This is a genomic window from Salmonella sp. SAL00653 (assembly GCF_046552515.1).
Lineage (GTDB): Bacteria > Pseudomonadota > Gammaproteobacteria > Enterobacterales > Enterobacteriaceae > Salmonella > Salmonella enterica.
This window is the reverse complement of the sequence record NZ_JBGDTY010000001.1, coordinates 76,036-90,189: the sequence shown is the minus strand read 5'-3', so window position 1 is coordinate 90,189 and position 14,154 is coordinate 76,036. Positions and strand designations below refer to the sequence as shown.

Annotated in this window: 14 protein-coding genes; 9 read left to right on the top strand and 5 right to left on the bottom strand. The window is 53.5% G+C overall.

All coding sequences use genetic code 11. The annotated features are described in order from the left end of the window. The first annotated feature begins 72 nt into the window (after positions 1–72). From rsxA to gstA, 9 genes are all read left to right on the top strand, one after another. A complete protein-coding gene (gene rsxA / locus ACLJRU_RS00495; RefSeq protein WP_000133179.1) occupies positions 73–654 on the top strand; it encodes an electron transport complex subunit RsxA in 582 nt (193 codons plus the stop codon). Continuing rightward, on the top strand, positions 654–1,232 hold the full coding sequence (gene rsxB, locus ACLJRU_RS00490; RefSeq protein WP_001092600.1) for an electron transport complex subunit RsxB: 579 nt from the start codon (positions 654–656) through the stop codon (positions 1,230–1,232). The genes rsxA and rsxB overlap by 1 nt, the downstream gene beginning before the upstream one ends. Beyond that, a complete protein-coding gene (gene rsxC / locus ACLJRU_RS00485; RefSeq protein ID WP_080165415.1) occupies positions 1,225–3,432 on the top strand; it encodes an electron transport complex subunit RsxC in 2,208 nt (735 codons plus the stop codon). The genes rsxB and rsxC overlap by 8 nt, the downstream gene beginning before the upstream one ends. Beyond that, on the top strand, positions 3,433–4,491 hold the full coding sequence (gene rsxD / locus ACLJRU_RS00480) for an electron transport complex subunit RsxD (protein ID WP_000231891.1): 1,059 nt from the start codon (positions 3,433–3,435) through the stop codon (positions 4,489–4,491). It abuts the gene before it with no gap. A gap of 3 nt (positions 4,492–4,494) precedes the next feature. Next, positions 4,495–5,115, top strand: coding sequence for an electron transport complex subunit RsxG (gene rsxG, locus ACLJRU_RS00475; RefSeq protein WP_000920822.1), 621 nt, complete (start codon positions 4,495–4,497; stop codon positions 5,113–5,115). Positions 5,116–5,117: 2 nt separating this feature from the next. Then, a complete protein-coding gene (locus ACLJRU_RS00470; RefSeq protein ID WP_001289628.1) occupies positions 5,118–5,810 on the top strand; it encodes an electron transport complex subunit E in 693 nt (230 codons plus the stop codon). Then, positions 5,810–6,445: an endonuclease III gene (gene nth / locus ACLJRU_RS00465; RefSeq protein WP_001539952.1), complete on the top strand. Its 636-nt coding sequence runs from the start codon at positions 5,810–5,812 to the stop codon at positions 6,443–6,445. The genes ACLJRU_RS00470 and nth overlap by 1 nt, the downstream gene beginning before the upstream one ends. A gap of 600 nt (positions 6,446–7,045) precedes the next feature. Further along, positions 7,046–8,551, top strand: coding sequence for a dipeptide/tripeptide permease DtpA (gene dtpA, locus ACLJRU_RS00460; RefSeq protein ID WP_000100911.1), 1,506 nt, complete (start codon positions 7,046–7,048; stop codon positions 8,549–8,551). A 104-nt stretch (positions 8,552–8,655) separates the two neighbouring features. Continuing rightward, positions 8,656–9,261, top strand: coding sequence for a glutathione transferase GstA (gene gstA / locus ACLJRU_RS00455; RefSeq protein WP_038393986.1), 606 nt, complete (start codon positions 8,656–8,658; stop codon positions 9,259–9,261). Between the two features lie 58 nt (positions 9,262–9,319). On the opposite strand, the gene pdxY is transcribed toward gstA, so the two are convergent. From pdxY to anmK, 5 genes are all read right to left on the bottom strand, one after another. Continuing rightward, the gene (gene pdxY / locus ACLJRU_RS00450) at positions 9,320–10,180 is read right to left on the bottom strand and encodes a pyridoxal kinase PdxY (protein WP_000789732.1); all 861 of its coding nucleotides are present in this window, start codon (positions 10,178–10,180) and stop codon (positions 9,320–9,322) included. Positions 10,181–10,239: 59 nt separating this feature from the next. Further along, positions 10,240–11,514 (bottom strand): tyrosine--tRNA ligase, encoded by a 1,275-nt coding sequence (gene tyrS / locus ACLJRU_RS00445; RefSeq protein ID WP_000168626.1) that lies wholly within the window; start codon positions 11,512–11,514, stop codon positions 10,240–10,242. 126 nt (positions 11,515–11,640) lie between these two features. Then, positions 11,641–12,297: a pyridoxamine 5'-phosphate oxidase gene (pdxH, locus tag ACLJRU_RS00440; protein WP_001282334.1), complete on the bottom strand. Its 657-nt coding sequence runs from the start codon at positions 12,295–12,297 to the stop codon at positions 11,641–11,643. Positions 12,298–12,355: 58 nt separating this feature from the next. After that, a complete protein-coding gene (gene mliC / locus ACLJRU_RS00435; protein ID WP_001132086.1) occupies positions 12,356–12,685 on the bottom strand; it encodes a C-type lysozyme inhibitor in 330 nt (109 codons plus the stop codon). A gap of 87 nt (positions 12,686–12,772) precedes the next feature. Further along, positions 12,773–13,894, bottom strand: a complete 1,122-nt coding sequence (anmK, locus tag ACLJRU_RS00430; protein ID WP_038393985.1) for an anhydro-N-acetylmuramic acid kinase — start codon at positions 13,892–13,894, stop codon at positions 12,773–12,775. Positions 13,895–14,154: the final 260 nt, after the last annotated feature.

Genomic DNA, 14,154 nt, shown 5'->3' with positions numbered 1-14,154 from the left:
CCTACAGTTAACCTGTTGTCGCCTGTGGTAGTTTGACAGATAATAGGCGGCTTTTTTATTTCAGGCCGAAACATGACTGATTACCTGCTGCTCTTTGTCGGAACTGTACTGGTCAATAACTTTGTACTGGTCAAATTCCTGGGCCTTTGTCCCTTTATGGGCGTATCCAAAAAACTGGAAACCGCCATGGGGATGGGTCTCGCGACGACCTTTGTCATGACGCTGGCGTCGATATGCGCCTGGCTTATCGACACCTGGATACTTATTCCGCTGGATCTGATTTATCTGCGGACGCTGGCCTTTATCCTCGTCATTGCTGTGGTCGTGCAATTTACCGAAATGGTTGTGCGGAAAACCAGCCCGGCGTTATACCGCTTGTTAGGCATCTTCTTACCACTGATTACCACTAACTGTGCGGTTCTGGGCGTAGCGTTACTGAATATTAATCTCGGTCATCACTTTCTTCAGTCGGCGCTGTACGGATTTTCCGCCGCCGTCGGTTTTTCATTAGTGATGGTTCTGTTCGCCGCCATCCGCGAACGCCTTGCCGTGGCGGATGTGCCCGCCCCTTTTCGTGGTAACGCGATAGCATTGATTACCGCAGGATTAATGTCTTTGGCCTTTATGGGCTTTAGTGGTTTGGTGAAGTTGTAATGAATACTATCTGGATTGCCGTTGGCGCCCTGACCCTTCTGGGCCTGGTGTTCGGCGCCATTCTGGGTTATGCCTCCCGCCGATTCGCGGTTGAAGATGATCCGGTTGTTGAAAAAATCGATGCGATTTTGCCGCAGAGCCAGTGTGGTCAGTGCGGCTATCCCGGCTGTCGCCCCTACGCTGAAGCCGTGGGTCTCCAGGGCGAGAAAATCAATCGTTGCGCGCCCGGCGGCGAAGCCGTCATGCTGAAAATGGCAGAGCTGCTAAACGTAGAGCCGCAGCCATGCGATGGTGAAGAACAGCAGGCCGCGCCAGTACGTATGCTGGCAGTTATTGATGAAAATAACTGCATTGGCTGCACAAAATGTATTCAGGCCTGCCCGGTTGACGCCATCGTTGGCGCAACGCGCGCCATGCACACGGTCATGAGCGATCTCTGTACTGGCTGTAATCTGTGCGTCGATCCGTGTCCGACGCACTGCATCGAATTACGTCCGGTGAATGAGACGCCCGACAGTTGGAAATGGGATTTGAACACCATTCCCGTTCGCATCATTCCCGTGGAACAACATGCTTAAACTATTTTCCGCTTTCAGAAAAGATAAAATCTGGGATTTCGACGGTGGTATTCATCCGCCCGAAATGAAGACCCAGTCAAACGGCACGCCGCTGCGCCAGGTGCCTTTAGCGCCGCGCTTCGTTATCCCCTTAAAACAGCACATTGGCGCTGAGGGCGAGCTGTGCGTTAGCGTCGGCGATCGCGTGCTACGCGGCCAGGCGCTTACCCGTGGACGTGGGAGAATGCTGCCGGTACACGCGCCCACCTCCGGGACGGTTATCGCTATTGCCCCCCACTCGACGGCACATCCTTCGGCGCTGGCGGAGTTAAGCGTCATCATTGATGCCGACGGCGAGGACCGCTGGATTGAACGCGAGGGCTGGTCTGATTACCGCGCCCACAGCCGTGAAGCGCTCATTGAACGCATTCATCAGTATGGCGTTGCCGGGCTTGGCGGCGCAGGGTTTCCCACCGGCGTTAAATTGCAGGGCGGCGGCGATAAAATCACCACGCTTATTATCAATGCCGCAGAGTGCGAACCTTACATTACGGCGGACGATCGTCTGATGCAGGACTGCGCCGCGCAGATTGTGGAAGGTATTCGCATCCTGGCGCATATTCTGCAACCGCGTGAGGTATTAATCGGCATTGAAGATAATAAACCGCAGGCTATTTCCATGCTGCGCGCCGTACTGGCTGACGCTCACGACATTTCGTTACGTGTTATCCCAACCAAATACCCTTCCGGCGGCGCAAAACAGCTTACCCAAATATTGACGGAAAAACAGGTTCCCCACGGCGGGCGCTCCTCTGATATTGGCGTGCTGATGCAAAACGTCGGTACGGCTTATGCCGTGAAACGCGCCGTGGTTGACGGCGAACCGATCACAGAACGCGTTGTCACCTTAACGGGTGAAGCGGTAAGCCGACCGGGTAACGTCTGGGCACGGCTCGGCACTCCCGTTCGTCATTTGCTTAACGATGCCGGGTTCTGCCCTTCTGCTGACCAGATGGTCATCATGGGCGGCCCGTTGATGGGATTCACCCTTCCCTGGCTTGACGTACCGGTCGTAAAAATCACCAACTGCCTGCTGGCGCCATCCGTGGCTGAAATGGGGGCGCCTCAGGAAGAGAAAAGCTGTATTCGTTGCAGCGCTTGCGCTGACGCCTGCCCTGCCGACCTTTTACCGCAGCAGCTTTATTGGTTCAGCAAAGGGCAGCAGCATGACAAGGCTACCGCTCACCATATTGCTGATTGTATAGAATGCGGCGCCTGCGCCTGGGTCTGCCCGAGTAATATTCCGCTCGTCCAATATTTCCGTCAGGAAAAAGCGGAGATTAATGCGATCAGGCTTGAAGAAAAACGCGCCGCCGAAGCCAAAGCGCGTTTTGAGGCTCGTCAGGCAAGACTGGAGCGCGAAAAAGCCGCCCGCCTTGCACGTCATAAGAGCGCAGCGGTACAACCAGCGGCAAAAGATCAGGATGCCATTGCCGCTGCGCTGGCGCGGGTAAAAGAGAAACAGGCGCAGGCCACGCAACCGGTGGTTATTCAGGCGGGTAGTCAGCCAGACAATAGCGCCGTCATCGCGGCCCGTGAAGCGCGTAAAGCGCAAGCGCGCGCTAAACAAGCCGCTCATCCGATGGCTGACAGCGCGATACCCGGCGACGACCCGAGTAAAGCTGCAGTGGAGGCAGCCATCGCCCGCGCCAAAGCCCGTAAGCAGGAGCAGCAGGCCGGAAGCGAACCTGCCGAACCGGTCGATCCGCGTAAAGCCGCGGTGGAGGCAGCCATCGCCCGCGCCAAAGCCCGTAAGCAGGAGCAGCAGGCCGGAAGCGAACCGGTCGAAGCGGTCGATCCGCGTAAAGCCGCGGTGGAAGCGGCTATCGCCCGCGCCAAAGCCCGTAAGCAGGAGCAGCAGACCGGAAGCGAACCTGCCGAACCGATCGATCCGCGCAAAGCCGCGGTGGAAGCGGCTATCGCCCGCGCCAAAGCCCGCAAGCAGGAGCAGCAGACCGGAAGCGAACCTGCCGAACCGATCGATCCGCGCAAAGCCGCAGTGGAAGCGGCCATCGCTCGCGCCAAAGCCCGTAAGCAGGAGCAGCAGGCCGGAAGCGAACCTGCCGAACCGGCCGACCCGCGTAAAGCCGCGGTTGCTGCGGCTATCGCCCGCGTTCAGGCAAAAAAAGCAGCACAGCAGCAGGTTGTTAACGAGGATTAAATGGTATTCAGAATCGCAAGCTCGCCTTATACCCATAACCAGCGCCAGACATCGCGAATCATGTTGCTGGTATTAATCGCCGCTCTGCCGGGGATTGCCGCGCAGACGTGGTTTTTTGGTTGGGGAACTCTTTTCCAGATCGTTCTGGCTGCTATCACAGCGCTCGTCGCGGAAGCCATTGTCCTCAGGCTGCGCAAACAATCGGTCGCCAGTCACCTGCAGGATTATTCCGCGTTATTGACGGGGCTTTTGCTGGCGGTCAGCATCCCTCCGCTTGCGCCTTGGTGGATGGTCGTGCTGGGAACCGGATTCGCCATTATTATCGCTAAACAGTTATATGGCGGGCTGGGACAAAACCCCTTTAATCCGGCCATGATCGGTTACGTAGTGCTATTAATTTCCTTTCCGGTGCAAATGACAAGCTGGTTGCCGCCTTATGAAATAGCCGCAACAACGCCCGATATGCTGGACACGTTGCGGATGATTTTTACCGGGCATACCGCCAGCGGCGGCGATATGACGCTGCTACGTATCGGTATTGACGGTATCAGCCAGGCGACGCCGCTGGATACGTTTAAAACGTCCTTGCGCGCCGGGCACTCCGTTGAGCAAATCATGCAGTACCCGATATACAGCGGCGCGCTGGCTGGCGTGGGCTGGCAGTGGGTTAACCTCGCCTGGCTTGTCGGCGGCGTATTCCTGCTGTGGCAAAAAGCTATCCGCTGGCATATCCCGGTCAGTTTTCTGCTCACGCTGGCGCTATGCGCCGCGTTAGGTTGGCTTTTCTCGCCCGCTACGCTGGCCTCGCCGCAGCTTCATCTGCTGTCAGGCGCCACCATGCTGGGCGCATTTTTTATCTTAACGGATCCGGTTACCGCCTCCACGACCAACCGTGGACGTTTAATTTTCGGCGCGCTGGCTGGGGTATTAGTGTGGCTGATTCGTAGCTTCGGCGGCTATCCGGACGGCGTTGCTTTTGCTGTCCTGTTGGCGAATATCACGGTTCCTCTGATCGACTACTACACGCGCCCCCGCGTCTATGGACATCGCAAAGGATAAACCATGCTGAAAACGATTCGTAAACACGGTATTACGCTGGCGCTTTTTGCCGCAGGCTCTACGGGATTGACCGCGGTGATTAATCAGATGACAAAATCAACCATCCACGAACAAGCGCTGCAACAACAACATGCCCTGTTCGATCAGGTATTGCCGCCAGATCGTTACAATAATAATCTGCAAGAGAGCTGTTATCTGGTCGATGCGCCCGCCCTCGGCAAAGGCACACACCGTGTTTTTATCGCTCGCAAGGATGATAAACCCGTAGCGGCCATCATTGAGGCTACCGCGCCAGATGGCTATTCCGGCGCTATCCAGCTTATTGTTGGCGCAGATTTCAACGGTACCGTCCTGGGGACGCGTGTGACGGAACATCATGAGACGCCAGGGTTAGGTGATAAAATTGAGCGCCGTTTGTCTGACTGGATTACCCACTTTAGCGGTAAAACCATCAGTGGTGAAAATGATACGCACTGGGCGGTGAAAAAAGATGGCGGTGATTTTGATCAATTTACCGGGGCGACAATAACGCCGCGCGCCGTAGTGAATGCGGTTAAACGCGCCGGGCTGTACGCCGAATCACTGCCCGCTCAGCTCCCCCATTTAACCGCCTGTGGAGAATAGCCATGAGCGAAATAAAAGACATTGTTGTTCAGGGGTTATGGAAAAATAACTCTGCTCTGGTGCAGCTACTTGGCCTGTGCCCTCTACTGGCGGTGACGTCTACGGCAACCAACGCTCTGGGGCTGGGTCTGGCCACAACGCTGGTATTAACGCTGACCAACCTTACGGTGTCCGCACTACGTCGCTGGACGCCGGCAGAAATCCGTATCCCGATTTACGTTATGATCATTGCCTCGGTGGTAAGCGCAGTACAGATGCTGATCAATGCGTATGCGTTCGGTTTGTATCAGTCTTTAGGGATTTTTATTCCGCTGATTGTAACGAACTGCATTGTTGTTGGTCGCGCCGAAGCGTTTGCCGCGAAAAAAGGACCGTGGCTTTCCGCGTTGGACGGTTTTTCTATCGGCATGGGCGCGACAGGCGCGATGTTCGTGCTGGGCTCACTGCGCGAGATCCTCGGGAATGGTACGCTTTTCGATGGCGCGGATAGCCTGCTGGGAGGCTGGGCAAAAGTATTACGGGTCGAGATATTTCACACCGACTCGCCTTTCCTGCTGGCGATGCTGCCGCCAGGCGCGTTTATCGGTCTGGGACTCATGCTGGCGGTAAAATATCTTATTGATGAAAAAATGAAGAAACGCCGCGCCGAAACCGCGCCTTCCGCAGTTCCGGCAGGTGAAACAGGGAAAGTCTGATGAACAAAGCAAAAAGGCTGGAAATTCTGACGCGCCTGCGCGACAGCAACCCGCACCCCACAACGGAACTCAATTTCACGTCGCCATTTGAGTTGCTGATTGCCGTGTTGCTTTCCGCGCAGGCAACCGACGTCAGCGTGAACAAGGCTACCGCCAAACTTTACCCGGTCGCCAATACACCAGCCGCGATGCTGGAACTGGGCGTAGAAGGCGTGAAATCCTATATCAAAACCATCGGTTTATTTAACAGTAAAGCGGAAAACGTGATTAAGACCTGCCGTATTTTACTGGACAAGCATAATGGCGAAGTGCCGGAGGATCGGGCGGCGCTGGAAGCGCTTCCCGGCGTGGGGCGTAAAACCGCTAACGTGGTGCTAAATACCGCCTTCGGCTGGCCGACCATCGCCGTTGATACGCATATATTTCGTGTATGCAACCGAACACAATTCGCGCCGGGTAAAAATGTCGAGCAGGTAGAAGAGAAGTTGCTGAAAGTGGTGCCGAATGAGTTCAAAGTGGACTGCCATCACTGGTTAATTTTGCATGGCCGCTATACCTGTATCGCCCAAAAACCCCGCTGCGGCTCCTGCCTCATTGAAGATCTTTGCGAATACAAAGAAAAAGTCGATATTTGATATGGTCGGAGTGCGTCCGTCACGCCAGCGCGCTCCCACCTTCGGCCTGGATCTATTTTAGCCATCAATCATTCCAGTCTCTGTCCTTTTTCTGATGTAATGTGCTTTCGTTTTCACTCCACGTCAGGTTAATCATTTTTTAATCGCAAAAAATTCTATCTATCCGTGATCAGGATCACTTTGATAACTTCATGTGAAATTTAATGACATCTAAGGTTACATTTACAACCGGATAGACTGACGCCCCGTTTTCACTACAAAACATTACTCTGCCATTTTTTCAGATAATGGCCTATATCACTGCCTTTCACCTTAAATAGCAGAAGATATCGCCTTTCACCCAAACTAATGGCCTTTTTGCAGTGTAAAAATCTGCCATTCTTCAAATGAAGAAATTTAACGCTGGATAACATTTCTGACATCGGACGATTCAACCAGAAGAGTTATATGTAACAGATTATTACAAAGCTCTTGTCTGGAGAGGAAAGATAGTGAACATTACCTGCCGTTTCCCCTCCAATATAACAATCGGACGGATGAGTCTGACTCATCACGCGCCAGACAATCCCTGTTAATACGGGGCGTAAAAAAGAGGTAAAAGTGTCTACTGCAAACAAAAAACCAACTGAAAGCGTCAGTTTGAACGCTTTCAAACAACCGAAGGCGTTCTATCTCATCTTCTCGATAGAGTTATGGGAGCGTTTTGGTTATTACGGCCTGCAAGGCATTATGGCCGTCTACCTGGTAAAACAACTGGGTATGTCAGAAGCGGATTCCATCACCCTTTTCTCTTCCTTCAGTGCGCTGGTGTACGGCCTGGTCGCCATTGGCGGTTGGTTAGGTGATAAAATTCTGGGCACCAAACGCGTTATTATGCTGGGTGCCGTGGTGCTGGCTATCGGTTATGCGCTGGTCGCATGGTCTGGTCATGACGCTGGCATCGTCTATATGGGCATGGCGGCTATCGCTGTGGGTAACGGTCTGTTTAAAGCTAACCCGTCTTCCCTGCTGTCTACCTGTTACGCGAAGGACGATCCGCGTCTCGACGGCGCATTTACGATGTATTATATGTCCGTCAACATCGGCTCCTTCTTCTCTATGCTGGCGACGCCGTGGCTGGCGGCGCGTTATGGCTGGAGCACCGCGTTTGCGCTTAGCGTCGTCGGTATGCTGATAACCGTCGTTAACTTTGCTTTCTGCCAGCGCTGGGTGAAAAGCTACGGTTCCAAACCCGACTTTGAACCGATCAACTTCCGTAATCTGCTGCTGACAATCGTGGGTATTGTCGTTCTGATTGCGGTCGCCACCTGGCTGCTGCACAACCAGGATATCGCGCGTATGGTGCTGGGCGTAATCGCTCTTGGCATCGTCATTATCTTCGGTAAAGAAGCGTTTTCCATGCACGGCGCGGCTCGCCGTAAAATGATCGTCGCCTTTATTTTGATGCTGCAGGCGATTATCTTCTTCGTACTGTACAGCCAGATGCCGACGTCGCTGAACTTCTTTGCCATTCGTAACGTCGAGCACTCTATTCTCGGTATCGCGTTCGAACCGGAACAGTATCAGGCGCTGAACCCATTCTGGATCATTATCGGCAGCCCGATTCTGGCCGCTATCTATAACAGGATGGGCGATACGCTGCCGATGCCGATGAAATTCGCCATTGGTATGGTGCTGTGTTCCGGCGCGTTCCTGATTCTGCCGCTGGGCGCCAAATTTGCGAACGATGCCGGCATCGTATCCGTAAACTGGCTGATCGCAAGCTACGGCCTGCAAAGTATCGGTGAGCTGATGATCTCCGGTCTGGGACTGGCAATGGTCGCACAGTTGGTTCCGCAGCGTCTGATGGGCTTCATCATGGGCAGCTGGTTCCTGACAACGGCAGGCGCTAACATCATCGGCGGCTATGTCGCCAACCTGATGGCTGTGCCGAGCGACGTGACTGACCCACTGATGTCCCTGGAAGTCTATGGTCGCGTATTTATGCAGATTGGCATAGCAACCGCCGTTATCGCCGTCCTGATGCTGCTGACAGCGCCTAAGCTGAACCGTATGACCCAGGACGATGATACCGCTGAAAAAGGCTCTAAAGCCGCTACAGTTTAATTTTCCGGGAAACAACATTCAGGCCGCTAACTGTACGTTAGCGGCTTTTTTTTTGCTCGTCCCCGCACTACCATACTTTAAACCTCAGCAAAAAGGAGTTACCGGTGAAACTGTTCTACAAACCGGGTGCCTGCTCTCTTGCTTCCCATATTACCCTGCGCGAAATTGGCAAAGACTTTACGCTTGATGGCGTCGATCTCGCAAAAAAACGCCTGGAAAACGGTGATGATTACCTGGCAGTCAACCCTAAAGGACAGGTTCCGGCTCTGCTGCTGGATGACGGTACACTGTTGACTGAAGGCGTCGCCATTATGCAGTACCTCGCCGACAGCGTTCCCGACCGCCAGCTTCTGGCGCCGGTAAGTAGACTTGCTCGCTATCATACGCTGGAATGGCTCAACTATATTGCAACGGAACTGCATAAAGGCTTTACCCCGCTGTTCCGCCCTGACACGCCGGAAACACTCAAACCCGCCGTTCGCGCCGGTCTGGAAAAGAAATTGCAGTATGTGGATGAGTCGCTTTCAGACGACCAGTGGATTTGCGGCCAGCGTTTTACCATTGCAGACGCTTATCTGTTTACCGTATTGCGTTGGGCCTATGGCGTAAAACTGAATATGGACGGGTTAACGCATATTGAAAGTTATATGCAGCGTGTCGCAAAAAGACCGACCGTTGCGGCAGCGCTTAAAGCGGAAGGACTGAATTAATGTCATGTTGCCGGATAGCTCGCTGTACCGCCATCCGGCCTCTTTTTAGCAGCAATAATTACAGCCGCGTTGCGCTGAAGTAATGTTCAGGGTTAGCGATCCTGTCCTGGGCCGCCACGACCTGCAGTTCGTACTCCTGCATCGTTTTGGTGGCGATCATAATCTCATAGACTGCCGCCGTAACGTGCTCCAGCGCCTGCTGCAACGTCGCGCCCTGCAAAAGTTTGACCAGCAATAAACCACTGGTGACATCGCCAACGCCAACCGGCTGACGTGAACCGAAATCCACCAGCGGACGGCTAATATGCCAGGCTTCCTGCGCTGTCACCAGCAGCATTTCAAAGCGTTCTGAACTGTAACCGGCGCGGGCGAGATGTTTTACCAGTACAATTTCTGGCCCCTGAGCAATCAGTTCACGCGCCGCCTGCACGGCGTCATCCACATTATTCACGCTATGTTTGCTGAGAATTTCCAGTTCAATCAGGTTAGGCGCGATAATATCGCTGGCGGGTAGCGCATAACGCACATGGAACTCTGCGACGCCAGGCGCCACGATACAGCCCTTTTCCGGATGCCCCATCACGGGATCGCAGAAATATTTTGCCTGCGGATTTGCCGCTTTAACCTGGCGCACAATACCGAGAATGTGTTCTCCCTGCTCGGCAGATCCTAGGTAACCGCTAAGTACGGCGTCGCAGTGCGCTAACTGGCCAATGTCCGCAATCCCCTGGACAATCTCAGTCAGATGGCTGGGCGGCATGACACAGCCGGTCCATTTACCATATTGCGTGTGGTTAGAAAACTGAACGGTATTCAGAGGCCAAACATTCGCGCCAAGACGGCGCATGGGAAATTCGGCGGCGCTGTTGCCCGCATGTCCGAAAACAACATGGGACTGGATAGCGAGGATATTCTTCATTTTTTTACCTGAACATCAAAAATAAGGGAGTGATTTCTCACTCCCTGTTACTTAATGCCTTATTTCCAGCAAATCAGACAATAGTTCTTTTTGCCGCGACGTAATAAGGTATAGCGGCCAAACAGACGGTCCTCATCGTTAAAGATGTATTCAGGATCGGATTGTTTTTCACCATTGATAGTGACAGCGTTGGAGGCGATAGTCTTACGCGCCTGACCACGCGACGGCTGGAGTTCGGCGTCTACCAGCGCCTGCATCAGGTCGGCGCCTTTTTCCATTTCAACCATCGGTACGCCGTCCTGCGCCAACTGCTCAAAGTCAGCTTCGCTCAGCGCGCTCAGTGAACCGCTGAACAGGCATTCAGTGATCCGTTTCGCCGCGACCAGCCCCTCCTCGCCATGAACCAGGCGCGTCACCTGCTCGGCCAGCACATACTGCGCGCGCGGCGCTTTACCGCTGTTTTTATCTTCTTCTTCCAGGGCATTGATCTCTTCAATGTCCATAAAAGTGAAGAATTTCAGGAAGCGATAAACATCGGCATCTGCGGTGTTAATCCAGAACTGGTAGAATTTGTACGGACTGGTTTTCTTCGGATCCAGCCAGACAGCGCCGCCTTCGGTTTTACCGAATTTCGTGCCGTCAGCTTTGGTGATCAGCGGAACGGTCAAACCAAATACCTGATTCTGGTGCAGGCGACGGGTCAGGTCGATACCGGAAGTGATGTTCCCCCACTGGTCAGAACCGCCAATCTGTAAGGCAACGCCGTGCAGTTTATTCAGACAAGCGAAGTCGTACCCCTGTAGCAGGTTATAAGAGAACTCCGTGAAAGAGATACCCTGATCGTCACGGTTCAGACGCTGCTTCACCGCTTCTTTGTTGATCATCTGATTAACGGAAAAATGTTTACCGATATCGCGCAGGAAAGTCAGCACATTCATGCTGCCGAACCAGTCATAGTTATTGGCCGCGATGGCGGAGTTTTCGCCGCAATCAAAGTCCAGGAATGGGGCAACCTGTTTACGAATTTTCGCCACCCACTCCTGAACGGTCTCTTCAGTGTTCAGTTTACGCTCGGCGGCTTTGAAGCTCGGGTCGCCAATCAGACCGGTCGCGCCGCCTACCAGCGCAACAGGTTTGTGCCCTGCCTGCTGGAAGCGTTTCAGGCATAACAATGGAACCAGATGCCCCAAATGCAAGCTGTCAGCGGTAGGATCGAAGCCGCAATAGAGCGCGATCGGGCCTTGCGCCAGTCGCTCTGCCAACGCGTCTTCGTCCGTCACCTGGGCTACCAGCCCCCGCTCTTGCAATTGTTTAATCAAGTTACTGCTTGCCATCAAAATCTCCATGTATAAAACGACTGCACCTTTGCCGGTACACGACTTTTCGCCAGACGCGAAAGAGACATAGCATAAAACGGCGGATTCATCCGCACCAGTGCTTAAAACAAGATTTTTGCATCTTTAGGGCGCAAGACGGTCGATTTTCCATGCGCCGTCGTCGCGTTGGTATAAAAAGCGATCGTGCAGACGATGTTCGCCGCCCTGCCAGAACTCCATCTGTTCAATACTCACGCGAAAACCGCCCCAGAAGCTGGGTAGCGGCACTTCGCCCTGTTGAAACTTCTGCTTGAGCTCCAGGAATTTGCTTTCGAGGATACCGCGCGCGGAAATCCGGCTGGATTGTTTAGAGACCCATGCGCCGATCTGGCTGTCGCGCGGACGGCTGTGGAAATACCTCACCACCTCAAGTGTGGAGAGACGCTCGGCTTTGCCTGTCACCATCACCTGGCGTTCAAGCATATGCCAGGGAAATAACAGGCTGATACGCGGATTGTGCTCAATTTGATGCGCCTTGCGGCTTCCCAGGTTGGTATAAAAGACTAGGCCTTTTTCATCATAATGCTTGAGCAACACAATACGCTGGTACGGTTGACCCTTGTCATCTACGGTCGCCACGACCATTGCCGTTGGATCGGCCAGTCTGGCGTCGCACGCTTGCCCAAGCCAGCGCTCAAATAAGGTTAACGGTTCAGCGGGTAAATCGCGGCGACGCAAGCCGCCTTTCGTGTATTCACGGCGCAGATGCGCGATCTGCTGCAATTGGTCGTTATCAGACATGGCGTTGATCAGAAATAATCAGTGGGTGGCGCTATTGTGCGCCCCCATACTGAAAATCTCAACGCTTCGGATTTTGTAACTGACAGTTATTAAGCACAATTCTGTCTCGTTTATAGACCGTGGCGCTCTCGCCTTGCGACCAGAAAACATAAATCCCGTCGGTATAACGCGCGCCCGAGGCCGAGATTCCTTGCTTCAGGGTCAGCAGCTTATTGTCATAAACAAAACTGACCTCTTCACGCGGGTTATTGACTTTAACGGTAAGCGGCTTCTCATCACACTGATATTCCAGCGTATCCGTTTGCATACGTTCAACAAATTGTTGATAAACGCTACAGCCGGTCAGCAGCACAGGTAAACACATTATTGCGATCTTTTTCATAGGCATATCCCGAAAGCTCTCCTGCTTCTGGAAGGGCAAACGCCCCTTCCTGACCTTGCCAGTTTACCGATATAGGGGCCGGGAAAAATTCAGTTAACTCTGAGTTATTGGGTTAGCCGGGTAAATAGCGCCTAAAACACTGGCTTCTGTAGCACCCGTCACGGAAGGCAAATTTCCCGGCAGGCCCGCGAGCGTTCGCCAGGCAAGCCATGCAAAGGCCAGCGCTTCCATATCATCGCCGCTGATCCCCGCCTTATCGGTGGTCGAAACCTCGATACCGGGCAACAGCGCCGCCAGACGGGCCATCACTAACGGATTCCGGCTTCCGCCGCCACAGACCATCAGCCGCTCGCAGCCGCCATTGAGCAGCACCTGTTGGGCGATGGAGACCGCCGTCAGCTCCGCCAACGTGGCCTGTACATCGCGCGCGTCTGCGCCAGGGAAAGCCGTAAGATGACGCTCTAACCAGCCATAGTTGAAATATTCGCGTCCTGTACTTTTGGGTGCCGACGCAGCAAAGTACGGATCGCGCAACATCTTTTGCAGCAATGGAAGAATAACCTGACCTTCTTTCGCCCATGCCGCGTCTTTGTCGTAGGGCTGCGCGCATTGTCGCCAAATCCACGCATCCATCAACATATTACCCGGCCCCGTGTCGTACCCGCGCACCGCCTGTCCGGGGAAAAGCAGAGATAAATTGGCGATGCCGCCGATATTCAGGACCATACGTTTTTCCGTCGGATGTCCCAACAGCGCGTGATGGAAAGCAGGCACCAACGGCGCGCCTTGTCCGCCCAGCGCAATATCCCGCCGCCGAAAATCGCCGACCACTGTAATCCCCGTATGGGCGACGATGTGATTATTATCGCCAATTTGCAGCGTATGCGGGGCCTCGCCGGTCGGTTCATGCCAGACCGTTTGCCCATGACAACCAATGGCGACGATATCCCGCGGCTGCAAACGTTGTTGCGCTAACAGCGCATTAACCGCCTGTGCAAAAAGCCGGCCTAACTGGGTATCAAGCTGGCCGAGTTGCGAGAGCGTAAGCGGCTGTCCCTGGCAAATATCGAGAATGCCTTTTTTCAGATGAACGGGAATGGGCCAGGTGAGACTTGCCTGTTGCGCAACCATGGTTTCATCAATTGCCGCCAATACAACATCCAAGCCATCAAGGCTGGTTCCGGACATAACGCCAATAAAACGGCCCGATTTCATACCTCTTCCTTTTAAGCTGGGTTAAGCCTTAACACTCGGCATAACGTATTTTGTAATGCTATGCCCACGTCACGTTTTTTGCCGTGTCGTCCACGTATATCAATGACCTATCTTTTCTTGCTTCCGACTTCGTTTAAGATTAGTTAATTAACTTCTGATTATGATTTTTACATTTTTTCGGCAGAAGATATGACCTTAACTGCATAAATGCCATATAATTTAGCTATAGGGATGCTGAAATAGCGTTTCGTGAAGAACAG

Coding starts and splice junctions, on each gene's coding strand:
- rsxA (WP_000133179.1), top strand. CDS start 73: ATGACTGATTACCTGCTGCTCTTTGTCGGAACTGTACTGGTCAATAAC.
- rsxB (WP_001092600.1), top strand. CDS start 654: ATGAATACTATCTGGATTGCCGTTGGCGCCCTGACCCTTCTGGGCCTG.
- rsxC (WP_080165415.1), top strand. CDS start 1,225: ATGCTTAAACTATTTTCCGCTTTCAGAAAAGATAAAATCTGGGATTTC.
- rsxD (WP_000231891.1), top strand. CDS start 3,433: ATGGTATTCAGAATCGCAAGCTCGCCTTATACCCATAACCAGCGCCAG.
- rsxG (WP_000920822.1), top strand. CDS start 4,495: ATGCTGAAAACGATTCGTAAACACGGTATTACGCTGGCGCTTTTTGCC.
- ACLJRU_RS00470 (WP_001289628.1), top strand. CDS start 5,118: ATGAGCGAAATAAAAGACATTGTTGTTCAGGGGTTATGGAAAAATAAC.
- nth (WP_001539952.1), top strand. CDS start 5,810: ATGAACAAAGCAAAAAGGCTGGAAATTCTGACGCGCCTGCGCGACAGC.
- pdxY (WP_000789732.1), bottom strand. CDS start 10,180: ATGAAGAATATCCTCGCTATCCAGTCCCATGTTGTTTTCGGACATGCG.
- tyrS (WP_000168626.1), bottom strand. CDS start 11,514: ATGGCAAGCAGTAACTTGATTAAACAATTGCAAGAGCGGGGGCTGGTA.
- pdxH (WP_001282334.1), bottom strand. CDS start 12,297: ATGTCTGATAACGACCAATTGCAGCAGATCGCGCATCTGCGCCGTGAA.
- mliC (WP_001132086.1), bottom strand. CDS start 12,685: ATGCCTATGAAAAAGATCGCAATAATGTGTTTACCTGTGCTGCTGACC.
- anmK (WP_038393985.1), bottom strand. CDS start 13,894: ATGAAATCGGGCCGTTTTATTGGCGTTATGTCCGGAACCAGCCTTGAT.